We start from the raw sequence: 23083 nt of genomic DNA, 5'->3' as shown, positions 1-23083 counted from the left end.
GCTACCATCCAACCCCCACGCATGCGTCAGGACGCCGCGATGAATCGAGTGCTGTATCCGGGAACCTTCGATCCGATCACCATGGGCCACACCGACCTGGTCGAACGCGCCTCACGCCTGTTCGACGAGGTGATCATTGCGGTCGCTGCCAGCCCCAACAAGAACCCCCTGTTCCCGCTGGAGCAGCGCGTAGCACTGGCGCAAGAAGTCACTTCGCATCTGTCGAACGTCAAGGTGATGGGCTTCTCCACGTTGCTGGCGCACTTCGTCGCCGAGCAGAAGGCCAACGTCCTGCTACGCGGTCTGCGTGCGGTCTCCGACTTCGAATACGAGTTCCAACTGGCCAACATGAACCGCCAGCTCGTTCCGGATGTGGAAAGCCTTTTCCTGACACCGTCAGAGAAGTTTTCCTACATTTCCTCGACGCTGGTGCGCGAAATCGCCCGGCTCGGCGGCGACGTCTCGAAGTTCGTTCATCCGTCCGTGATGAAGGCGCTGACCGAGCGCTACGCCTCGCGCTAAGGCATCCCAGATTTCGGGAGACGGACGATTGGCCACCGAAGGGTGATCACTGCCGCGTGCACCGGGCGAGCCGATGCGGCAAAATTGCGCGTCGTTTTTACCTGCGCTGCGGTCATGCCGCAGCTGGAGCTAGTTGGATGTCCCTGATAATCACCGATGACTGCATCAACTGCGACGTGTGCGAGCCCGAGTGCCCGAACAGCGCGATTTCCCAGGGCGAGGAAATCTACGTCATCGACCCCAACCTCTGCACCGAATGCGTCGGCCATTACGATGAGCCGCAGTGCCAGCAGGTTTGCCCGGTTGACTGCATTCCCCTCGATGCGAGCAATGTCGAAAGCAAGGCCGAGCTGATGCAGAAGTACATGATCATCACCGGCAAAGCCTGATCACCCAGCCGCTCGCAATTTTTTACTGCCCAACGCAACACGGCTTCGCACGCGGTAACGCGGCGAAGCCGTGGGGAAAAAGCAAAGCGGACCGAGGCCTCGATCCGATGGCAGCGCGATCAATCCTGGCGGTTGTAACCGACGCGGGTACAACCCAGGCAGCGGGCGAAGGCCGCAGCACCGGGCTCGACCACCAGCGCCTTGCCGGTTTCCTTGATGCCGCCGCCCATGGCGGTAAATGGCAGGCTGACGACGAACAGGCCGGCACCGACGACGGTCGCCGCGATCAATAAAGGCCGCGCAATCAGCAGATCGCCGACGATCGAAAAGGCTTTGGGCGCTTCAACGGTATACATGGGATCGCCGCTGGCGTTCTGCTGCACCGATTGCGCCTGAGCCGGCATAGTCAACAGACCAGTGGTCAGGGCCAAAGCAACAGCAGTGGAACGAAACAGATTCATGGTGTGGTCCTTCAGCTGGGCGAAACGAGGCAGATGATTGTTGTGGCGGTCACTATAGCAGCGGCCGGCCGTTGTTGATCGTGAACGCCGTCAATGCCTGCGCAGCCGCCGGTCATCGCTGACAGCGGCCGCAGTAGACACTGGCCCGCTGACCCAGCCGGATCTCACGCAGGGTCGAACCGCAAGTTTTGCAGAAATCCCCGCCACGGCCATAGACGAATAGCTCCTGCTGAAAATAACCGGGTTTACCGTCGCCACCGACGAAATCGCGCAATGTCGTGCCGCCGCGCTCGATGGCATGAGCGAGCACGCGCTTGATCTCGGCGGCGAGCTTCAGATAACGCGCCCGCGAAACGGCACCGGCAGCCCGCCGTGGGTCGATCCCAGCGGCAAACAACGCCTCGCTCGCATAGATGTTGCCGACGCCCACCACCACCGCGTTATCCATGATGAACGGCTTGACCGCCATGCTGCGCCCGCGTGACATCTGGAACAGACGATCGCCATCGAACACATCATCGAGTGGCTCCGGACCGAGATTGGCAAGCAGCGCATGGCTCAGCGGCTCATCGCTCCAGAGCAGAGCACCGAAACGTCGGGGATCGGTGTAGCGCAGCGCCATGCCGGACTCCAGGACGATATCGACGTGCTCGTGCTTGCCCACAGGTAGATCCGCCGGAACCAGCCGCAGGCTACCGGACATCCCCAGGTGAGCGATCAAGGTGCCCGCCTCGGCCTTTATCAGCAGGTACTTGGCTCGGCGCTCGATCGCTTCGATGCGCTGGCCGGACAGCCGCACATCGAGATCTTCCGGGATCGGCCAGCGCAGCCGCCGCTCGCGCACGATGACACGGCTGACGCGTTGACCTATGAGATGTGGCGCGATGCCACGGCGAGTGGTTTCGACTTCAGGTAGTTCAGGCATGGCTATCGGGCAGATCGAGGACCGCCGAATCCTAGCATGGAGGTAGAGCGGCGGGCTTCCGGCTGCAAGCAAATCAGCCGAACGGATGGCGCAAGGCCATCAGCAAATAGGTGCGAACTTTGGCTGAGCTCATGGTCGGATTTCAAGTAGACAAAATCAAACCGACCAGGAGGAAACCAAATGACCGAGTCCCTGAAAGGCAAACGCGTGGCGATTCTGGTGACCGACGGTTTCGAGCAAGTCGAGCTGACCGGCCCGAAGGAAGCGCTGGAGAAGGCCGGCGCGACCGCCGAGATCATTTCATCGTCCAATGGCGAAGTAACCGGCTGGAATCACACCACTCCGGCGACAAAATTCCATGTCGACCGGACCTTCGACGCCATCCGCATGGAGGATTACGACGCACTGCTGTTGCCCGGCGGGGTGGTGAACTCCGACACGATCCGCACCGACGAAATGGCCCAGAAACTGGTGCGCGATGCCGCACGGGCGAACAAGACCATCGCGGTGATCTGCCATGGCGCCTGGCTGCTGGCTTCCGCCGGCCTGGTCAAGGGCAAACGCATGACCAGTTGGCCTTCGCTCACCGACGACCTGAAAAACGCCGGTGCCGACTGGGTCGATGAGCAGGTGGTGGTCGACGGACACCTGATCAGCAGTCGCAGGCCGGACGACATCCCGGCATTCAGTAAGGCACTGATCGAGGCGCTAGCAGCATAAGAGCCGTTTGAGGCTGAAGGCTTGACGAATATCTGCACAGTACTCGTCCAGCTTCCAGTCTCGTAGGGTGGGCTTCAGCCCACCAAATACGATGCGGGCAGGGCTGAATGACTCCGGTGCGCTAAAGCACACCCTACGGACGTCGCTACAGCCTGGAGGATGGCCGGGCCGCGTTCCGCTTCAGCCCACCAACGCGGTCTAGCGGATCGCCGCTCATGCCCTGCCAGGCCCTGCCCACTCAAAAAGCCGCTTAGGCAACAGCCGATCCAGACATAGCCGTGGCTTTTAACCAGAAGCTTGCAACCTGCCACTCCTATACAATGCCCGCCTTTTTCCGGGAGCCCTCCGATGACCCTGCCCAGCCTGCGCCTCAAAGCCAACGCCGATCGCCGCCTGCGCGCCGGTCATCTGTGGGTCTACAGCAACGAGGTAGATACCGCTGCCACGCCGCTGAACGGCTTCGCCGCCGGTGACCAGGCGATTCTCGAGGCCGCCGGCGGCAAGCCGCTGGGCATCGTCGGTGTGTCGCCGAACAACCTGATCTGCGCCCGCGTGCTGTCACGCGACCTCAAGCACAGCCTGGACAAGTCGCTGCTGGTACATCGCATTCAGGTTGCACTTTCCCTGCGCGAGCGCCTGTTCGATCAGCCTTGCTACCGCCTGATCTACGGTGATTCGGACCTGCTGCCAGGCCTGGTCGTGGACCGCTTCCATGATCATCTGGTGGTGCAGCTGGCTTCGGCGACCATGGAGCGCAACAAGGATGCCGTGCTCGAAGCGCTGGTCCAGGTGCTCAAACCGCGTGGCGTGCTGTGGAAGAACGACTCCAGCGCCCGTGATGCTGAGGGCCTTGAACGTTACGTCGACACCGCCTTCGGCGTGGTGCCGGAGTGGGTCGCGCTGGAAGAGAACGGCGTGAAATTCGAAGCGCCGGTGCTGCAAGGCCAGAAGACCGGCTGGTTCTACGATCATCGAATGAATCGCGCGCGCCTGGCGCCCTACGTCAAGGGCAAGCGCGTGCTCGATCTGTTCAGCTATATCGGCGGCTGGGGCGTGCAGGCCGCCGCCTTCGGTGCCAGCGAGGTGTTCTGCGTCGATGCTTCGGCCTTCGCCCTCGATGGCGTCGAGCGTAATGCTGCACTCAATGGCGTGGCGGAGAAGATGACCTGCATCGAGGGCGATGCTTTCGAGGCGATGAGAGAGCTGAAGAACGCCGAAGAGCGCTTCGACGTGGTCATTACCGACCCGCCTGCCTTCATCAAGCGCAAGAAGGACCTGAAGAACGGCGAGGCCGCCTATCGCCGCCTTAACGAAACCGCGATGCGCCTGCTCAACAAGGACGGCATCCTGGTCAGCGCCAGCTGCTCGATGCATCTGGAGGAAGACAACCTGCAGAACATCCTGCTCGGCAGCGCCCGTCATCTGGATCGCAACATTCAGCTGCTCGAACGTGGCAGCCAGGGCCCGGATCATCCGGTGCATCCGGCGATCCCCGAGACTCGCTATATCAAGAGCCTGACCTGCCGGTTGCTGCCCAACGCCTGATCGCTCCGCACAATGATGGCGCCTCGGTTTTGTAGGTGCGCTATGCGCACCCTACTTCGAGTCATGCTGGGCATCGGAAGTGATGTTCGCTTCACGGCTACGATCCGTTGGGCTTGGCGGAATACCAACAACCCCCTAACGTCCTGAAACGCCCTACTCGCCCTTTCTGACGTACTCGCCGCGATCGATCCGGTGGCGCTGCAGCTTGTCGTAGAAGGTCTTGCGCGGTATGCCCAGCGCCTCGATCGTGGAGCGCACGTCGCCGGCGTTGGCCAGCAGCGCCTCGCGGATCAGGTCCGCCTCGTAGCGTTCGAGGCGTTCGGGCAGGCTGGCGTCGCCGACCTCTGCGGGCGCCCCGAGCGGGAGCGTGGTCAGCTCCCCTAGCCCAAGGACCAGCCGCTCGGCGAAATGCGCCAATTCACGCACATTGCCCGGCCAATTGTGCTGGAACAGGTAACGGCTGACCTCCTGCGAGACGTGCGGCACTTCGATGCCGAAACGCACCGCGGCGCGCTGCATGAAATGGGCGAACAACAGCGGGATGTCGTCCTTACGCTCGCGCAGCGGCGGGATCGACACCGTGACCACGTTCAGTCGGTAGTACAGGTCCTCGCGAAAATCGCCGCGCTGCGCCGGGTCGCCTAGGTCAATCTTCGATGCGGCGACGATACGCAGGCTCAGCTCGCGGCTCTCGTTGCTGCCCAGCGGATCGATCTTGCGCTGCTCCAACACTCGCAGCAGGCGCACCTGGGCGGCCGGCGGCATGCTTTCGATCTCGTCGAGAAACAAGGTGCCGCCACTGGAATGCTCGATGCGGCCGATGCGCTTCTTCTGCGCGCCGGTGAACGCCCCGGCCTCGTGGCCGAACAGCTCGCTTTCGATCATGGTTTCCGGCAGCGCACCGCAGTTGACCGCAACGAAATGGCCGCTGCGCCGGCTGCTCCACTCGTGCAGCAGGCTGGCGACCACCTCCTTGCCGCTGCCGGTCTCGCCGGCGATCAACACGTCCACTTCGGTATCGGCAATGTGGCGGATGGTCCGCCGCAGGTTCTCCATGGCCGGGGTCTGACCGATTAGCGGCAGCGATTCCTCGGCGCTCTCCGCGGCCAGGCGCAGGGTGCGGTTCTCCAGCACCAGCCGGCGCTTTTCCGCCGCGCGCATAACGCTCTGCACCAGCCGGTCGGCGCCGTAGGGCTTGGCGATGAAGTCGTAAGCGCCGTTCTGCAGCGCCTCGACCGCCATGGGGATATCGCCATGGCCGGTAATGAGGATCACCGGCAGGTCTTCATCGAGCGCCTGCAGCCGGCGGAACAACTGCAGACCATCGACGCGCGGCATGCGGATATCGCTCACCACCACGCCGGGGAAATCGGCGCCGATGAAGGCCAGCGCGCTTTCGGCATCGGCGAACGGAAAGACCTCGAAGCCGGCCAGCTCCAGTGTTTCCTGATTGGCATTGCGCAATTCGGCGTCATCGTCGACGAACGCGATTTGCGGGCGATCATTCATGCTCGGCTGCCTTCTGCAAATAAACAGTGAAACGGGTGCCCTGCGGACTGCTGGTGACTTCGATACGCCCGCCGAAGTCACTGACGATGTCCTTGGAAATCACCAGCCCGAGCCCCAGCCCTGCGGGCTTCGAGGTGTTGAAGGGGGTAAACAGCGCTTCCATGATCGACGACGGTATGCCGCTGCCGTTGTCGCTGACGATCAGCTCGACCCACTCCTCGGCCTCCACCACGCTGACCTCGACACGCCCATCCGGCCGGCTTTCCACGGCCTCCAGACCGTTCTGCAACAGATTGATCAGCACCTGCTCCAGGCGAATGCGCGTACCCATGATGCGAAGCGTAGGCGTCGGCATGCGCGTGTCGATGGAGCCGTAGCGCTGACGGAAGCGACTGCCGAGCAGCAGCAATGCGCCCTCGATCACCTCGTCCAGCCGAGTCGGTTCGGCCTTTACCCTGCCCTTGCGAGAAAACGTCCGCAGCTCGTCGGTGATGGTGCCGATGCGTTCGGTCAGGCCGGCGATCTGTTCGAGTTTGCGGTCCGTACCGGCCTGGTCGCCACGGCCCAGATAGGTGCGGGCGTTATCGGCATAGGCGCGGATGGCTGCCACCGGCTGGTTGATTTCATGGGCCACGCCGGCGGCCACCTGGCCGAGGATCGCCAGGCGGTTGGCCTGCACCAGTTCCTGCTGCACCGTCTGCAAACTGGTCTGGGCCTTGAGACGCTCGTCGATCTGCATCTGCAGCTGGTCATGCGCCTCGCTCAATGCGCGGGTGCGTTCGAGTACGCGACGCTCGAGTTCGGTGCGGGCATGCTGGTGCTCCACGACGCGTTCATCGCTCTTCTGCCGCCGGTACAGCAGCAAGCCGCCGGCACCGAGCAGCAGCAACAGGGCGAACAGCGTGGCCGTGCGGCTTTCCCGCATGGCCTTGGCTACCGCCGCCTCGCTGGGCAGCAGCAGGTTGAGCCGCCATTGAGTGCCGACCACCTCGGTATCGATGCGCAGATATTCCTCCGCATGCTCGCGACCGGGCAGCCATGCCTGGACGATATCGGGGAAGGCTCCGCTCTCGCGAGGCGTGATCGGCAAGGGAGCAAGGGGCGCATCACCGAATTGCAGGCTCTCGCGGATCGCCGCCTTGCGCCGGGGCTCGATGGGCGCCACGGCCATGAAGCGCCACTGCGGCATGCTGGTCGCCAGTACGATGGCGCGCTCGTCAACCACATAGGTGATGCCGTCGGAGCGGCCCCAATCCCGCTCCACTGGATCGAACTCGACCTTGACCACGATGACGCCCAGCGGGCCGGATGGTCCCTCCACGCGGCGCGAAATGTACAGACCCGGCCGCAAGCTGACATTGCCCAAGCCGTAATGCTCGGCGCTGCCATGTGCCAGCGCGTCGCGGAAATAGGCACGAAAGTCGTAACGGCTGCCCACGAAGCTGGTGGGTTCTCGCCAGTTGCTCGCCGCCACGCCTATGCCATTCACATCGAGCAGGTAGATGACCGACGCCTGGGTGCCGGGAAGCAGCGCCTCCAGCTTTCGATCGATGCGCCGAAGCGCCTGGGCATCGCGCGAAAGCAGGCCGTCGCGGATATCGCGGTCGCCGGCCAGCACGAACGGCAGCGAGCGCTGCTTTTCCAGCACCGTGCGCAACAAGGCGCTCTGCAGCTCGGCGGCCTGCTGGGCGCGTTCGCTTAGCGCCGCGTAGGCCTCGGTGCGGCCGTGCGTACCGGCCAGCCATAGCGCTACGCCCACCAGCACCGCAGCCAGCAAGCCGAATATCCACCCGTTTCGCCGATGGCGACGGCGCAAGGCGGCCTTGCTAATCATGGCTCCGCTTCATTGAGGTGAAGATTCAGTCGTGGTTAGGGCGCAGATTCTGCGCAGAAAACCACACAACCAGCAACGCTGGCGTGCGAGTTTCCGCACAAAGAATCGACGAAGCGTATTGAATGCCATGAGATTAACGATATAAATCAAATAGTTATATGTCCATACAGAACTGGCGCGACATTTGCCATTAGGAACATGACGAGGCGTCGACCTCCCCATGAACCTGGCCTGCAGGCCCTGGAGAATAAAAATGATCGTTGCGCAAACCGACACCGATTCCCTGCCACTTGGCAAGAAAACCCCGCTGTACGCGCATCTGTACGTACAGGTCATCGCCGCGATCATCGTCGGTATCGCCCTGGGCCACTTCTATCCGCAGGTCGGCGAGGAGATGAAGCCGCTGGGCGACGCCTTCATCAAGCTGGTCAAGATGATCATCGCGCCGGTGATCTTCCTCACCATCGCCACCGGTATCGCCGGCATGTCCGACATGAAAAAGGTCGGCCGCGTCGCCGGCAAGGCCATGCTGTACTTCCTGACCTTCTCGACCCTGGCGCTGATCATCGGGCTGATCGTCGGCAACGTGATCCAGCCCGGCGCCGGCATGCATATCGAACCGGCTTCACTGGACCCGAAAGCGGTCGCCGATTACGCCCAGAAGGCGCATGAACAGTCGATCGTCGGCTTCCTGAGCAACATCATCCCGACCACCATCGTCGGCGCCTTCGCCTCCGGCGACATCCTGCAGGTGCTGTTCTTCTCCGTGCTGTTCGGTGTGTCCCTCGCGCTGGTCGGCGACAAGGGCAAGCCGGTGGTCAACTTTCTGCAGGATCTGGTTGCGCCGGTGTTCAAGCTGGTATCGATCCTGATGAAAGCAGCCCCCATCGGTGCCTTCGGCGCCATGGCGTTCACCATCGGCAAATACGGCATCGGCTCGATCGCCAACCTGGCGATGCTGATCGGCACCTTCTACATCACAGCACTGCTGTTCGTGCTGGTGGTGCTGGGCGCGGTGGCGCGCTACAACGGTTTCTCGATCCTCGCGCTGATCCGCTATATCAAGGAAGAGCTGCTGCTGGTGCTCGGCACCAGCTCCTCGGAAGCCGCGCTGCCGACGCTGATGGACAAGATGGAGAAGGCCGGCTGCAAGCGTTCGGTGGTCGGCATGGTGGTGCCCACCGGTTATTCGTTCAACCTGGACGGCACCAACATCTACATGACCCTGGCGGCTCTGTTCATCGCCCAGGCCACCGACATTCCGCTGTCGCTGGGTGATCAGATCGCCCTTCTGCTGGTGGCCATGCTCAGCTCCAAAGGCGCGGCCGGCATCACTGGCGCCGGCTTCATCACCCTGGCCGCTACCCTCTCAGTCGTGCCGGCGGTGCCGGTGGCCGGCATGGCGCTGATCCTTGGCATCGACCGCTTCATGTCCGAATGCCGCGCGCTGACCAATCTGGTCGGCAATGCAGTGGCGACCATCGTCGTCGCCCGCTGGGAAGGCGAACTCGACAAGGAGCAAATGGCCAAAGCCCTGGGCCGCCCCGGCACGACGCCTGCCGTACCGGCAGCAGCGCCAGCACAAGCACCAGACGCACTGTCACAAACGGCCTGATCGCCAACTGCCCGCCACGACGCCCGACTTGCTCGGGTGTCGTGCTATATGTTCAACGCGCTGCCATTCACGAGCAGTAGACGACCATGCCTTTCGCCACCGCGCTGCCTGGGCTTAGAATCACCGTTCCTGCCCCACCTCAGGCGGACTCAAGAGCCTGGCCGAAGCAGCGGCGATCCCGCCTGACCATCCGGCCCCGCCCCGACAGACATCCACTCCGTTTGCCTCGGGCGAGCAGCACGCTCACCATACGCACAACCTGACCAGCCTTTGCAGGACGATTGCCATGCCTGATTACCGCTCGAAAACCTCCACGCACGGCCGCAACATGGCCGGTGCCCGCGCGCTGTGGCGCGCCACTGGCATGAAGGATGAAGACTTCAAGAAGCCAATCATCGCCATCGCCAACTCCTTCACCCAGTTCGTGCCTGGCCACGTGCACCTGAAAGATTTGGGCCAGCTGGTCGCCCGCGAGATCGAGAAGCACGGCGGCGTCGCCAAGGAATTCAATACCATCGCGGTCGATGACGGCATCGCTATGGGCCACGACGGCATGCTTTATTCGCTGCCATCGCGCGAGATCATCGCCGACTCGGTGGAGTACATGGTCAACGCCCATTGCGCCGACGCCATCGTCTGCATCTCCAACTGCGACAAGATCACCCCCGGCATGCTGATGGCGGCGCTGCGCCTGAACATCCCGGTGGTATTCGTCTCCGGTGGCCCGATGGAAGCCGGCAAGACCAAGCTGGCCAGCCACGGCCTGGATCTGGTCGACGCCATGGTCATCGCCGCCGACGAAAGCGCATCCGACGAGAAGGTCGCCGAGTACGAGCGCAGCGCCTGCCCGACCTGCGGCAGTTGCTCCGGCATGTTCACCGCCAACTCGATGAACTGCCTGGCCGAAGCCCTGGGTCTCGCTCTGCCCGGCAATGGCTCGACCCTGGCCACCCACAGCGACCGCGAGCAGCTGTTCCTGCGCGCCGGCCGTACCGTCGTCGAGTTGTGCCAGCGTTATTACGGTGAAGGCGACGAGTCGGTCCTGCCACGCAACATCGCCAGCCGTCGCGCGTTCGAGAACGCCATGACCCTGGACATCGCCATGGGCGGCTCGACCAACACCATCCTGCACCTCTTGGCCGCCGCCCAGGAAGCCGAGGTCGACTTCGACCTGCGCGCCATCGACGCCCTATCCCGCAAGGTGCCGCAGCTGTGCAAGGTCGCGCCGAACATCCAGAAGTACCACATGGAGGACGTGCACCGCGCCGGCGGTATCTTCTCCATTCTTGGGGAGCTGGCCCGTGGCGGCCTGCTGCACACTGACGTGCCGACCGTGCATAGCAAGACGCTGGCCGATGGCATCGCCCAGTGGGACATCACCCAGACTCAGGACGAAGCCGTGCACACCTTCTTCAAGGCAGGCCCGGCCGGCATCCCGACGCAGACGGCCTTCAGCCAGTCGACCCGCTGGGACACCCTGGACCTGGACCGCGCGGAAGGCTGCATCCGCAGCGTCGAGCACGCCTACTCGCAGGAAGGCGGCCTGGCCGTCCTCTACGGCAACATCGCCTTGGACGGCTGCGTGGTGAAGACCGCAGGCGTGGATGAATCCATCCATGTGTTCGAAGGCACCGCGAAGATTTTCGAGAGCCAGGACAGCGCTGTTAAGGGCATCCTCAATGACGAAGTGAAGGCTGGTGACATCGTCATCATCCGCTACGAAGGCCCGAAAGGCGGCCCGGGCATGCAGGAAATGCTCTATCCGACCAGTTACCTGAAGTCCAAGGGCCTGGGCAAGGACTGCGCCCTTCTCACCGATGGCCGTTTCTCCGGCGGTACTTCGGGCCTGTCCATCGGCCACGCCTCGCCAGAAGCCGCTGCAGGCGGCGCCATCGGCCTGGTACGCGACGGTGACAAGGTGCTGATCGACATCCCCAACCGCAGCATTCAGCTGCAGGTCAGCGATGAAGAGCTTTCGCACCGCCGCATCGAGCAGGACAAGAAAGGCTGGAAACCCGCCGCACCACGCGCACGTAAGGTGACCACGGCGCTCAAGGCCTACGCACTGCTCGCCACCAGCGCCGACAAGGGCGCGGTGCGCAACAAGGCGATGCTGGAAGACTAACCGCTACGCCGTTACCGTTATCGAGCCCGGCCTTGTGCCGGGCTCGTCATTTTCGCGAAGCCAGCGCAAGGCTGGAAAATTCCCTTCGTCGTTCTTTGCCAACATCCTCCGCTCAGCTGCCAAAACAGGTCATCTGCGGCTGCCACTCGTCGTTTCGTATTCATTGCTCTCTTCGTGAAGATATCTAGTGCCGTATTTAAACGACCTGATTGCCGTTGATCGGCGCACAATGATGACAAACTGAAGAAAACATAAATGTATACAAAAGCCTAGTAATCCTGGTAACGAATTGTCTACATTAGGAGCACAAGAACAACAGCCAGAAAGGATCACCATGACAGTCTCATCCGTCAGCACCCCGTCGGAGAAGCGTCCAGAGGACGAGAACCTCGGCGTTGGTGCCAACCTGGCCTATGGCCTACAACATGTCCTGACCATGTACGGAGGCATCGTTGCGGTGCCGCTGATCGTCGGTCAGGCAGCCGGTTTGTCGCCGGCCGAAATCGGTCTGCTAATCGCCGCTTCTCTGTTCGCTGGCGGTGCGGCCACTTTGCTGCAAACGCTCGGCCTGCCGTTCTTCGGCTGCCAGCTGCCGCTGGTACAGGGCGTATCCTTCGCAGGCGTGGCAACGATGATCGCAATCATCGGAAGCGATGGCGCCGGGGGGCTTCCGGTGGTGTTCGGCGCGGTAATTGCCGCCTCGCTGATCGGTTTGCTGATCACGCCGGTGTTTTCGCGCATCACCAAGTTCTTCCCGCCATTGGTAACCGGCATCGTCATCACGACGATCGGCCTGACCCTGATGCCAGTCGCGGCGCGCTGGGCGATGGGTGGCAACAGTCAGGCACCGGATTTCGGCAGCATGGCCAATATCGGCCTGGCGGGCTTCACCCTGGCGTGCGTACTGCTGCTGAGCAAACTTGGCAGCGCCACCATATCCCGTCTGTCCATCCTCCTGGCTATGGTGGTCGGTACCGTCGCCGCCGTGTTCTTCGGCATGGCTGACTTCTCTGGTGTACTGGACGGGCCGGTCGTGGCCCTGCCATCACCGCTGCATTTCGGGGCACCGGTATTCCAGTTTGCCGCGATCCTGTCGATGCTGATCGTGGTCATCGTCACGCTGGTTGAAACCTCCGCCGATATCCTCGCGGTCGGCGAAATCATCGACACCAAGGTCGACTCCAAGCGTCTGGGCGACGGCCTGCGTGCGGACATGATTTCCAGCAGCCTGGCACCGATCTTCGGCTCCTTTACCCAGAGTGCCTTCGCCCAGAACGTGGGCCTGGTAGCCGTCACCGGCATCAAGAGCCGTTACGTGGTGGCCAGCGCCGGCCTGATTCTGGTGACGCTCGGCCTGCTGCCGGTGATGGGTCGCCTGGTTGCCGCCGTACCCACCGCAGTGCTCGGCGGCGCCGGCATCGTGCTGTTCGGCACCGTAGCCGCTGCCGGTATCCGTACCCTGGCGCAGGTCGAGTACCGCAACAACATGAACCTGATCATCGTCGCCACCTCGATCGGCTTCGGCATGATCCCGATCGCTGCGCCCAGCTTCTACCATCACTTCCCGGCCTGGTTCGAGACCATCTTCCACTCGGGCATAAGCTCGGCGGCAATCATGGCGATCCTGTTGAATCTGCTGTTCAACCACCTGACCGCCGGCAACTCGGACCAGCAGTCGGTATTCGCCGCCGGCAACGAACGCACCCTGCGCTTCCAGGATATCGCCGCGCTGCACGACGGTGACCACTTCCGCGATGGCAAACTGTTTGACGTGGACGGCAACGAGGTGCCAGTGATTGCCCCTGACGACCACGGCGCACCCACGCAGCAGCCACCGCAAGCCAAGATGACGGAGGCGGTGCCGACCAGCGGATAAGGTCGCCGCACGAGAGCCCGATTAAACAATGCCCGCCTCATCGAGGCGGGCATTGTTTTATGCAGAGTTCGACACTGTCGCTGTTACGCCAACCCTAATCTTCCAGTATCTCGCGCAACTCTTCTCTGGCTTCGGCCAGCTTGCGCTCGCGTGTTTCGATCTTCTCCGGATCGCCATCACGTAACGCCTCTTGCAAATCGGCTTCGCGCTCGCTGACCTCCTCCCGCGCCTCGTCGATATCTTCCTGCCGTTCAGCCCGCAGCTCCGATTCGGTGCAGTGCGCCCGGACCTTGCCCAGCGCGGTTTCCAACCCCCCAATACGCCCGGCGCTGCCCTGCTCGCGGGCATGCTCCAGCTGGCGGAGAATGTCCGCTTCCTTGCTGGCACAGCTTTCTTGGGCGTGGGCCAACCCGGTGACGAGCGACAGCAGTGTCATTGCAACGGCGATTTTCATTCGGAGCACTCCTCGATTGAGCTTCGGTCATTGTAGGAGTCGTATCGATGTAACAGGTTGCGGAAAATAACCGCGATAAGCCTTCAAGGCCCCCGAACGCCGCACTGTCCGTACGGCATCCTGGTCAGTAGAATCGCGCTCTTTTCGCCTGGAAGGACGGCCATGAGCGCTCCCGACACTAAAACCGCCCCCGAAGCGCCAGACGAACTGGTCTACGGGCTCAACGACCGCCCGCGTCCCTGGATCGCCTTCCTCGCCGCGCTGCAGCATCTGCTGGCAATCATTGTGCCCATCGTCACCCCCGGCCTGCTGATCTGCCAGGCCATCGGCGTGTCGCCGCGCGACACCAACATCATCGTGTCCATGTCGCTGGTGATTTCCGGCATCGCCACCTTCGTGCAGTGCAAACGCTTCGGCCCGCTGGGTGCCGGATTGCTGATCGTGCAGGGCACCAGCTTCAATTTCGTCGGACCGCTGATCGCCGGCGGCGTGCTGATGGTAGGACAAGGTACGCCGGTGGAAGGCGTGATGGCGGCGATCTTCGGCGTGGTCATTGCCGGCTCCTTCATTGAGATGGGCGTGTCGCGCGTCCTGCCCTTTATCAAACGTCTGATCACGCCATTGGTGACCGGCATCGTGGTGCTGATGATCGGCCTGACGCTGATCAAGGTCGGCCTGATCAGCATGGGCGGCGGTTACGCGGCCATGGGCGACGGCACTTTCGCCAGCCGCGAGAACCTGCTGCTGTCCGGCGTGGTGCTGGCAGCCATCGTCGTGCTCAACCGGTTGCCAGTGGTGTGGCTGCGCAGCTGCGCGATCATCATTGCGCTGGCCATCGGCTATGCGCTGGCCGCCTACCTCGGTCGTCTGGACTTCACCGGCATGCGCGAAGCGGAGCTGTTCGAAGTCCCGATGCCGTTGCACTTCGGCCTGGGCTTCTCCTGGAGCCTGTTCATCCCAATGGTGGTGATTTACTTGGTCACCTCGCTGGAAGCCATCGGCGACATCACCGCCACCAGCAAGCTTTCGCGTCAGCCGGTCGAAGGCCCGTTGTGGATGCAGCGCATCAAGGGCGGCGTGCTGGTCAATGGCGCCAACTCGCTGCTGGCGGGCATCTTCAACACTTTCCCCAGCTCGGTGTTCGCACAGAACAACGGCATCATCCAGCTGACCGGCATTGCCAGCCGCTATATCGGCATGTGGATCGCCGTGATGCTGGTGGTGCTCGGCCTGTTCCCAGCGGTCGCCGGCGTGCTGCAAGCGGTGCCCGAACCCGTGCTGGGCGGGGCCGTGCTGGTGATGTTCGGTGCGGTGGCGGCGGCGGGCATCAATATCCTCGCGGGTGTTCAGCTGGATCGCCGCGCGCTGCTGATCATCTCGGTGTCCCTGGCGCTCGGCCTGGGCTTTTCCCAAGTGCCGGAGTTTCTGGCGAACCTGCCGGCGGCGCTGCGCAACGTACTGGAATCGGGCGTCGCCACCGGCGGCATCTGCGCACTGCTGATGAACTGGTTCCTGCCCGAGTCGCCAGAGACGACGCACGAACAGGCCTGATCACCAGAGGTGCTGGCACACCTCGTCGGCAATCGCCAAGGCTGCGGTCAGCCCTGGCGACTCGATGCCGAACAGATGCACCAACCCGGCGATGCCATGCTGCGCCGGGCCGTCGATCCGAAAATCCGCCGCCGGCTCGTCCGGGCCGCTGATTTTCGGTCGGATGCCGGTATAAGCCGGTTGCAGCGCGCCATCCGGCAGCCTAGGCCAATACCGCCGGATGGCAGCGTAAAAACCATCGGCGCGACGGGCGTCCAGATCGTAATCGAGTGACTCGACCCACTGCACGTCAGGGCCGAAGCGGGCCTGACCACCCAAATCCAACGTCAGGTGCACGCCCAGCCCGCCAGGCTCGGGTAGCGGATAAACCAGATGCCGGAAGGGCGTCGCCGTCGCCAGGCTGAAATAACTGCCCTTGGCGAAATAGCGCGTTGGCACCGCATCGGCAGGCAGGCCGCGGGTCCGAGCGGCGATCACCGGCGCTGAATGCCCGGCGCAGTTGATCACGGCCGACGCGATCAGCGTCATCGGTTCATCCCCGCCGATATCGACACGCAACCCGCTATCCAAAACCTCGACCGCCTCCACCGGTGCACGCAGCGCCAGCAATGCACCTGCACGCTCGGCGTCGCCCTGCAGCGCCAGCATCAGCGAGTGGCTGTCGACGATGCCGGTGCTCGGCGACAGAAGTCCCGCGATGGCATTGAGCTGCGGCTCCAGCGCTTTCAACTCGTCGGCATCGAGCCGTTGCAAATCCTCGACGCCGTTGGCCGCTCCGTGTTCTTGGAGCGCCTGGAGTCCGGCCAGTTGCGACTCGTCGGTCGCGACGATCAGCTTGCCGCAGCGCCGATAAGGCACGCCGTGGCTGTCGCAGAAGTCATAGAGCGCATCTCGCCCGGCCACGCACAGCCGCGCCTTCAGCGAGCCTTGCGGATAATAAATGCCGGCATGAATGACTTCGCTATTGCGCGAACTGGTGCCCGTGCCGATGGCCGCCTCTGCTTCCAGAATCAGCACCTCACGCCCGGTTCGCGCCAGTGCCCGTGCCACCGCAAGCCCCACCACGCCCGCCCCGATGACGATGCAATCGACTCGTTCCATTGACTCGCCTCTGTTCGTTCGAGCATCAGACTGCCGCAACATCGAACCGCGGCCAAGTCTCGGTTGCCTTAACCTGGAGCACACTCGAACGACAGGAGTCCGCATGCGCATCGGCATCATTTCCGACACCCACGGCCTGCTTCGGCCCGAAGCGGTGACCGCATTGAAAAGTTGCGACCGCCTCATCCATGCCGGCGATATCGGCAAGGCGGAAGTTCTCGACGCGCTGCGAGAGCTGGCGCCGCTGGACGCGATTCGCGGCAATGTCGACAGCGGTGAATGGGCCGCCGAGATCCCCGAGCGGCTGGATCTGCAGCTTGGCGGGCTGCGCATACACGTGCTGCACGATCTCAAGGAACTGGAGCTGAACCCTGCCGACGCCGGTATCGCCGTGGTGATCGCCGGGCATTCCCATCAGCCGAAGATCGAGCAGATCGACGGCGTGCTCTACATCAACCCGGGCAGTGCCGGGCGGCGCCGCTTCACGCTGCCGATCAGCCTGGCGTTGCTGGACATCGAGGACGGCCAGCCCCGCCCGCAGCTGGTTACGCTGGGCTAGCTGACGCCCATATACCGATCGGCACGATGGTTGATCGCCAGCACTAGATTCAGCGCCACCGCACCGAGCACGGATAGCACGACCTTTTCCGGCGGCACGATGAAGACTGCCGCCAGCACGATCAGCGCATCGATACCCATCTGGAAGGTGCCCGCGCGCATGCCGATGCGTTCCTGCAGATACAACGCCAGGATGTTCACCCCGCCAAGGCTGGCGCGGTGGCGGAACAGCATCAACAGCCGACGCCCATGGCGAAGCCGCCGAACAGCGTCGCGTAGTAGATGTTCAATTCGGCGAAGCGGATCCAGTGTGGCGTCAACTCGGCCAGCAGTGAGACCAGCCCTACCGCAACGACGGTGCGCAGGGTAAAACTCCAGCCCATGCGCCAGATCGCCAAGAGGTAGAACGGCAGGTTGAGCGTGAAGAACACCAGTCCGAAGGGCCAACCGGCGAAATACTTGAGCAAAAAGGCCAGGCCCACCGTGCCGCCGGTCAGCAGTCCCGCATGGCTATAGAAGGCGATGCCCAGCGCCACCATCGCGGTGCCCAGCGCCAAGGCCAACGCATCCTCCCAGAGCGGATGGCGCACGAATATCGCCGCGATCGTCATCGCCTGGCCGGCGTCCGGTCTGTTGTTCTGCATGGAAATGTCTCGTGGCAAACGAGCGAAAAGCATAGAGCCTGACGCCAGGCGAAGACTTGGCGTCGATCAAGGAACGATGGGTGATTCAGCGCCGCTGCCAGGTCTCGAAACGATAGCCCGGCGCCTCGCCCTCGGCGGGATGCGTCTGACAGTCGCTGCGCTGCCATTCGACTTCGTCGAAGCTCGGAAAGAACGCATCGCCGTCAGGAGCGGCTTCGATACGGGTCAGATACAGGCGCTGCGCCTGGCCCAGCGCCTGGGCATAAAGTTGCGCACCGCCGATCAGCATCAGTTCGTCGACACCCTGCTCGCACGCCCATTGCTCGGCGCGAACCAGCGCAGCGTCCAGACTGGCGAAGGTTTCGGCGCCTTCGAGTTGCAGATCCGGCTGACGGCTGATCACCAGATTCAGCCGCCCCGGCAACGGCCGCCCAAGCGAATCCCAGGTCTTGCGACCCATGATGATCGGCTTGCCGAGGGTCATCGCCTTGAAGTGCTTGAGATCGGCCGGCAGGTGCCAGGGCATGCGGTTGTCGAGGCCAATGACACGGTTTTCCGCGAGCGCGGCGATCATGGCGAGGGGAAGGGAGGTCTGAGTCATGGCGGCGAGAATAGCAGAGGGCCCACGGGCAGTCAGTGGCGTCGAATTAACGTCAATAACATCGAACCGTCATGTTCGTTCCACCGAAGCGTCAAGCGGGCGTCACTGTTACGCTTCAGGCTGATCGCTCCCCTCCCACGGAGACGCCCCATGGTCCGCTCTACTCTCACCCTGCGCCACTGGTTCACCGCCTGCGGCCTGTTGTTGCCGATAGTCGCCTTCGCTGCCTCCCCAAACTCGGCCAGCGAGGCGAAGCTGCAAGGCAACCACAACGAACCCCATCCTCTGGTGATCGCCCACCGCGGCGCCAGCGGCTACGTTCCCGAGCACACGCTCGCCTCGTACGCCCTGGCCGTCCTGCAGGGCGCCGACTACGTCGAGCCGGACCTGGTGATGACACGCGACGGAGAGCTGGTCGCCCGTCACGACAACGAACTCGGGCTGACCACCGATGTGTCCCAGCACCCTGAATTTGCCGATCGCAAGCGCACGCAGATGGTCGATGGGGTCAGCCTGACCGGCTGGTTCAGCGAAGACTTCACCCTGGCCGAGCTGAAGACCCTGCGCGCCATCGAGCGCATTCCGGACATCCGCCCCGGCAACGCCCGTCTCGATGGCAGCCTGGAAATCCCCACGCTGCAGGAAATCATCGACCTGGTGAAAACCCTGCAGCTGAGCGAGCGCCGACGCATCGGCCTCTACATCGAAACCAAGCATCCGACGCATTTCCAACAGCTCGGCCTGACCATGGAGCAGCCGCTGGTGCGCACGCTGCACCGCAACGGCTACGCCGGACGCAACGCGCCGGTGTACATCCAATCGTTCGAGGTGGAGAACCTGAAAACCCTGAGCCGCCTGACGCAGCTGCGTCTGGTTCAGCTGTTCGGCGGCGGCCAGCCGTACGACCAGCAAGTGCGCGGCAGCGACCTGACCTACGCACAGATGGCCACCGCCGAAGGGCTCAGGACCATCGCGCAATACGCAGCGGGCGTCGGGCCAGAGAAGAGCTACATCATCCCGCGCGACGCCAACGGCAACCTGGGCCAAGCCACCGACTTCGTCCCGAACGCCCACGCCGCCGGACTCAAGGTGCATCCCTACACCTTCCGAGCCGAGAACGCTTTCCTGCCGACCAATCTGCGCGCCGGTGACTCGCCCGCCGATCGCGGCGACATCGAAACGGAAATCCGTGCATTCCTTGATGCGGGCATCGACGGGCTGTTCATCGATCACCCGGATGTCGCGGTGAAAGTACGCTCCCAGGGCGAATAACTAGCACTCTGGCGGCAAGGACGCCGCCCTCAGCCGATCACTCACGATTGGCGATTTTCTGCAGGTTCTCGTTGATCTTGAACAGCACGATCAGCAGCTCGCACCAGACCCGCGTACCAATCAGGCCGAACAGCAGCACACCCAGGCCGGACCAGAAGCCTCCGCCGTAATCGCTGAACATCGTGGCGATCGCCCCGACGACCACGCTGATCAAGCCCAACCAGTAGATGAAGATAATGATCTTCGGCGTCAGCATGGAGTCGAAAAAGAAGATGTCTTTCATGGCAACGTCCTTTTGAAGCGCACAGGAGCGGCAGACAAAGCGCCGCTTGGCGAATTTCTGGCAGATGATGCGGCGAACCGCGGGATGATCGGCGGCGGATGCTAACAGAGTCGGCCGGCGCTCCAGCTGGATAGCCATTTCACCCTTCGGATCGGCACCGGTTATTCTCAGGACCGAGCCGTCCACTATGAGAAGCCGTGTGCCCGCACCTCACCTGCCGCTACCCGACCCCCTCGACCGCCTCTGGCTGACCGAAGCCGTGCGTCTGCGCGAAGAACACGCAGGGCCGTTGGACGATGCCGAAGCCAACCGCCAAGCTCGTGCGCAGGGCGGCGATCTTGCCGAGCTGATCGAGCGACGCGCGCTGTGGTTGGCCCACCGCGACGGGCTGATCGAGGCCCAGAAGCATTGGTGGCAGGGCGCGCGTCTAGCCGGCTTCGCGCTGGTCTTGCTCGCGCTGCTCACCGGTGCCGGGCTGGCGTGGGCAGCGCTTGGCGATGGGCAGCAACCGGTCAATGTGTTCTGGGCGCTGGGCAGTCTGCTCGGGCTGAATCTGCTAACGCTGCTCGGCTGGCTGCTTGGCTTCGCTCTGGCCGGCGACAGCGGCGGCGCGCTGGGACGATTGTGGCTCTGGCTCAGCGAAAAGCTCGCCCGCGACGCACGCGCCGTGCAACTGGCACCGGCGCTATTGGCGGTGCTCGAACGACGTCGCCTCGGGCGTTGGCTGCTGGGTTTGGGTGTGCATGGCCTGTGGCTGTTAGCGATGTCCAGCGCGCTCGTTACCCTGCTGGCGCTACTGGCCACGCGGCGTTATGGCTTCGTCTGGGAAACCACCATACTCGGCGAAGGCACCTTCGTCGGGCTGACCCAGGCGCTCGGCGCTCTGCCGTCGTTGCTGGGGTTCAGCGTCCCCGATATCGACCAGATTCGCGCTAGTGGTGCGCTGAGCAACGACCTCGAGAACGCCCGTCAGAACTGGGCCGGCTGGCTGGTGGGCGTGGTGCTCATCTATGGGCTGCTGCCGCGGCTACTGCTGGCGCTGTTCTGCCTGTGGCGCTGGCGACGCGGTCGTGCGCAGCTGCGTCTGGATCTGCAACTGCCCGCCTACCGCCTGCTGCGCGAGCGGCTGCAACCGCCCAGCGAACGTCTCGGCGTCAGCGACGCGGCACCGACCCAACTGCATGCCCCAAGCCTCGGCACTCAATTGAACGGCAGCGAAGGCGCCGTTCTCGTGGCCATCGAACTGGACCAGAGCCGCCCGTGGCCACCGAAGCTGCCTGACTCGGTCGCCGATGCCGGCGTGCTGGACGACCGGGAGCAACGCCGTCGATTGCTCGATCAGCTGACTCGGTTTCCACCGCAGCGCTTGGCCATCGCCTGCGACCCGCGTCGCTCGCCGGATCGCGGCACGCTTGCCCTGATCGGCGAATTGAGCCGTTGCGCCAATGAGACGCGGGTCTGGCTGTTGCAGGCACCAGTCGGCGAGGCGCTGGATAGTCACCGCCTGGAGGACTGGCGGCAGGCGCTGGATAGCCTTGGGATAGTCCATTCCTGCAGCGCGCCATTGATTTGGCTGGAGAGCGGTCATGACTGATGACCACGTCGAAATCGCCGGACGAATGAAACCCGCCAATGCTGAGCCACCCTTTGCCTTCCTGCAGAGCGGCGGAGGCCTCCTATGAGCGCCCCTCTGAAACTCGCGCTGGTCGGCCACACTAACGTCGGCAAGACCTCGCTGCTGCGCACCCTCACCCGCGATGTCGGCTTTGGCGAGGTCTCGCATCGACCGAGCACCACCCGCCACGTCGAAGGCGCGCGGTTGTCGGTCGAAGGCGAGCCGCTGCTGGAACTCTACGACACGCCCGGCCTGGAAGATGCCATCGCCCTGCTCGACCACCTGGAGCGAATCGAACGCCCCGGCGAACGTCTCGATGGTCCGGCGCGCACCGCACGTTTTCTCGACGGCAGCGAGGCGCGCCAGCGTTTCGAGCAGGAAGCCAAGGTGCTGCGCCAGTTGCTTGCTAGCGACGCCGGACTCTATGTGATCGATGCCCGCGAGCCGGTGCTGGCCAAGTACAAGGACGAACTGGCGGTGCTCGCCAGCTGCGGCAAACCGCTGCTGCCGGTGCTCAATTTCGTCGCCCAGCCCGGTCACCGGGAAGACCAGTGGCGCGAAGCGCTGGCACGGCTGGGTCTGCATGCGCTGGTGCGCTTCGACAGCGTGGCGCCGCCGATCGATGGTGAACGCCGGCTCTATGAAAGCCTGGCGCTATTGCTGGAGCAGTCCCGCCCGAAACTACAGCGACTGATCGATGATCACGAAGCCCAGGCCGCTGCTCGGCTGAGCGAGGGCAATCGGCTCATTGCCGAGCTGCTGGTGGATGTCGCCGCCTGTCGTCGCAGCGTCGCTGCCCAGCCGGACCTGGAACGCGGCGCGATCCGCGAACTGCACGACGCCGTGCGCGCCCGCGAGCAGCGTTGTGTTGAAGCGTTATTGCGCCTCTACGGCTTTCGCTTACAGGACGCCGCCGCTGCCGACCTGCCGTTGCTCGACGGCCGCTGGGGCGATGACCTGTTCAATCCCGAAACGCTCAAACAGCTGGGCGTGAAAATCGGTGGGGGGATGGCCGCGGGCGCAGCCGCCGGGGCCGGCGTGGATCTGATGGTCGGCGGCATCACCCTCGGCGCCGCCGCGCTACTCGGCGCCATCGCGGGCGGCGGCGCACAGACGGCCAGGCATTACGGCAACCGCCTGCTCGGCAAGCTCAAAGGCCAGCGAGAATTGACCGTCGACGATGCGGTGCTGCGCCTGCTCGCCCTGCGTCAACGGCAGTTGTTGATCGCCCTCGCCGCCCGAGGCCACGCCGCCATGGACGCCATCCGCCTCAATGCACCGGACGACAAAGCCTGGCGCGAGGGCAAGCTACCCGAAGCGCTACAGCGCTGCCGGGCGCATCCGGCATGGTCTTCGCTCAACCCCGGCGCCCGGCTGCAGGACAGCGAACGCCAGGCAGCGCTCGATGCATTGCAGGCAGAGCTGCGCGGGAGCTGACCCGGCTCGCCTGTCCCGATGGTGGGCTGAAGCCCACCCTACGCGG

Annotated in this window: 20 protein-coding genes and 1 pseudogene; 12 read left to right on the top strand and 9 right to left on the bottom strand. The window is 63.6% G+C overall.

Features of this window, described 5'->3' with window-relative positions; genetic code table 11:
• Window positions 1-39: 39 nt before the first annotated feature.
• Window positions 40-522, top strand: coding sequence for a pantetheine-phosphate adenylyltransferase (coaD, locus tag GYM54_RS15640; RefSeq protein ID WP_131649483.1), 483 nt, complete (start codon window positions 40-42; stop codon window positions 520-522).
• Between the two features lie 137 nt (window positions 523-659).
• Window positions 660-911, top strand: coding sequence for a YfhL family 4Fe-4S dicluster ferredoxin (locus tag GYM54_RS15635; protein ID WP_131649482.1), 252 nt, complete (start codon window positions 660-662; stop codon window positions 909-911).
• 119 nt (window positions 912-1030) lie between these two features.
• Here GYM54_RS15635 and GYM54_RS15630 read toward each other — a convergent pair whose 3' ends face one another.
• Together GYM54_RS15630 and mutM are read right to left on the bottom strand one after the other, a co-directional pair.
• Complete coding sequence (locus tag GYM54_RS15630) at window positions 1031-1372, bottom strand: multidrug transporter (RefSeq protein ID WP_131649481.1); 342 nt, start codon at window positions 1370-1372, stop codon at window positions 1031-1033.
• 112 nt (window positions 1373-1484) lie between these two features.
• The gene (gene mutM / locus GYM54_RS15625) at window positions 1485-2297 is read right to left on the bottom strand and encodes a bifunctional DNA-formamidopyrimidine glycosylase/DNA-(apurinic or apyrimidinic site) lyase (RefSeq protein ID WP_131649480.1); all 813 of its coding nucleotides are present in this window, start codon (window positions 2295-2297) and stop codon (window positions 1485-1487) included.
• A gap of 180 nt (window positions 2298-2477) precedes the next feature.
• Here mutM and GYM54_RS15620 point away from each other — a divergent pair, with 180 nt between their 5' ends.
• Both GYM54_RS15620 and GYM54_RS15615 read left to right on the top strand, forming a co-directional pair.
• Entirely contained in the window at window positions 2478-3017 is a 540-nt protein-coding gene (locus tag GYM54_RS15620) for a type 1 glutamine amidotransferase domain-containing protein (RefSeq protein WP_131649479.1), read from the top strand.
• Between the two features lie 348 nt (window positions 3018-3365).
• Window positions 3366-4562 (top strand): class I SAM-dependent rRNA methyltransferase, encoded by a 1197-nt coding sequence (locus GYM54_RS15615; RefSeq protein WP_131649478.1) that lies wholly within the window; start codon window positions 3366-3368, stop codon window positions 4560-4562.
• A 153-nt stretch (window positions 4563-4715) separates the two neighbouring features.
• On the opposite strand, the gene GYM54_RS15610 is transcribed toward GYM54_RS15615, so the two are convergent.
• Together GYM54_RS15610 and GYM54_RS15605 are read right to left on the bottom strand one after the other, a co-directional pair.
• Window positions 4716-6071, bottom strand: coding sequence for a sigma-54 dependent transcriptional regulator (locus tag GYM54_RS15610; RefSeq protein ID WP_181099480.1), 1356 nt, complete (start codon window positions 6069-6071; stop codon window positions 4716-4718).
• Window positions 6064-7905 carry an ATP-binding protein gene (locus GYM54_RS15605; RefSeq protein WP_181099478.1) on the bottom strand — a complete coding sequence of 614 codons (1842 nt, stop codon included), beginning with the start codon at window positions 7903-7905 and terminating at the stop codon, window positions 6064-6066. Before GYM54_RS15605 ends, GYM54_RS15610 begins: the two co-directional genes overlap by 8 nt.
• A 253-nt stretch (window positions 7906-8158) precedes the next feature.
• On the opposite strand from GYM54_RS15605, the gene GYM54_RS15600 reads away from it, so the two are divergent.
• The 3 genes from GYM54_RS15600 (at window position 8159) to GYM54_RS15590 (ending at window position 13521) form a co-directional block, all read left to right on the top strand.
• On the top strand, window positions 8159-9520 hold the full coding sequence (locus GYM54_RS15600) for a dicarboxylate/amino acid:cation symporter (protein ID WP_181099476.1): 1362 nt from the start codon (window positions 8159-8161) through the stop codon (window positions 9518-9520).
• 286 nt (window positions 9521-9806) lie between these two features.
• On the top strand, window positions 9807-11645 hold the full coding sequence (ilvD, locus tag GYM54_RS15595; protein ID WP_181099474.1) for a dihydroxy-acid dehydratase: 1839 nt from the start codon (window positions 9807-9809) through the stop codon (window positions 11643-11645).
• Between the two features lie 334 nt (window positions 11646-11979).
• Complete coding sequence (locus tag GYM54_RS15590) at window positions 11980-13521, top strand: nucleobase:cation symporter-2 family protein (protein WP_181099471.1); 1542 nt, start codon at window positions 11980-11982, stop codon at window positions 13519-13521.
• 94 nt (window positions 13522-13615) lie between these two features.
• Here GYM54_RS15590 and GYM54_RS15585 read toward each other — a convergent pair whose 3' ends face one another.
• Entirely contained in the window at window positions 13616-13975 is a 360-nt protein-coding gene (locus GYM54_RS15585) for a DUF1090 domain-containing protein (RefSeq protein ID WP_181099469.1), read from the bottom strand.
• 162 nt (window positions 13976-14137) lie between these two features.
• Between GYM54_RS15585 and GYM54_RS15580 the strand changes: the two genes are divergently transcribed.
• On the top strand, window positions 14138-15526 hold the full coding sequence (locus GYM54_RS15580; RefSeq protein ID WP_181099467.1) for a uracil-xanthine permease family protein: 1389 nt from the start codon (window positions 14138-14140) through the stop codon (window positions 15524-15526).
• On the opposite strand, the gene GYM54_RS15575 is transcribed toward GYM54_RS15580, so the two are convergent.
• A complete protein-coding gene (locus GYM54_RS15575; RefSeq protein WP_181099465.1) occupies window positions 15527-16627 on the bottom strand; it encodes an NAD(P)/FAD-dependent oxidoreductase in 1101 nt (366 codons plus the stop codon).
• A gap of 103 nt (window positions 16628-16730) precedes the next feature.
• On the opposite strand from GYM54_RS15575, the gene GYM54_RS15570 reads away from it, so the two are divergent.
• Window positions 16731-17186: a metallophosphoesterase family protein gene (locus GYM54_RS15570; protein WP_181099463.1), complete on the top strand. Its 456-nt coding sequence runs from the start codon at window positions 16731-16733 to the stop codon at window positions 17184-17186.
• Here the strand turns inward: GYM54_RS15570 and GYM54_RS15565 are convergent.
• Together GYM54_RS15565 and GYM54_RS15560 are read right to left on the bottom strand one after the other, a co-directional pair.
• Window positions 17183-17829, bottom strand: a pseudogene (locus tag GYM54_RS15565) (YitT family protein). The gene GYM54_RS15570 and the pseudogene GYM54_RS15565 overlap by 4 nt on opposite strands.
• Window positions 17830-17914: 85 nt before the next feature.
• Window positions 17915-18430 (bottom strand): dihydrofolate reductase, encoded by a 516-nt coding sequence (locus GYM54_RS15560; RefSeq protein WP_181099461.1) that lies wholly within the window; start codon window positions 18428-18430, stop codon window positions 17915-17917.
• 150 nt (window positions 18431-18580) lie between these two features.
• On the opposite strand from GYM54_RS15560, the gene GYM54_RS15555 reads away from it, so the two are divergent.
• Window positions 18581-19702, top strand: coding sequence for a glycerophosphodiester phosphodiesterase (locus GYM54_RS15555; RefSeq protein WP_181099459.1), 1122 nt, complete (start codon window positions 18581-18583; stop codon window positions 19700-19702).
• A 37-nt stretch (window positions 19703-19739) separates the two neighbouring features.
• Here the strand turns inward: GYM54_RS15555 and GYM54_RS15550 are convergent, their stop codons facing one another.
• The gene (locus tag GYM54_RS15550; RefSeq protein ID WP_131649465.1) at window positions 19740-19985 is read right to left on the bottom strand and encodes a DUF4282 domain-containing protein; all 246 of its coding nucleotides are present in this window, start codon (window positions 19983-19985) and stop codon (window positions 19740-19742) included.
• A 199-nt stretch (window positions 19986-20184) separates the two neighbouring features.
• On the opposite strand from GYM54_RS15550, the gene GYM54_RS15545 reads away from it, so the two are divergent.
• Complete coding sequence (locus GYM54_RS15545) at window positions 20185-21579, top strand: DUF2868 domain-containing protein (protein ID WP_371924050.1); 1395 nt, start codon at window positions 20185-20187, stop codon at window positions 21577-21579.
• An 84-nt stretch (window positions 21580-21663) separates the two neighbouring features.
• Window positions 21664-23037: a GTPase/DUF3482 domain-containing protein gene (locus GYM54_RS15540; protein ID WP_131649463.1), complete on the top strand. Its 1374-nt coding sequence runs from the start codon at window positions 21664-21666 to the stop codon at window positions 23035-23037.
• The last annotated feature ends 46 nt before the right edge of the window (window positions 23038-23083 follow it).

The sequence above is a fragment of the Pseudomonas sp. MTM4 genome, assembly GCF_019355055.1.
Taxonomy (GTDB): Bacteria; Pseudomonadota; Gammaproteobacteria; order Pseudomonadales; family Pseudomonadaceae; genus Stutzerimonas.
This window is presented reverse-complemented; position numbering and strand designations above follow the sequence as displayed.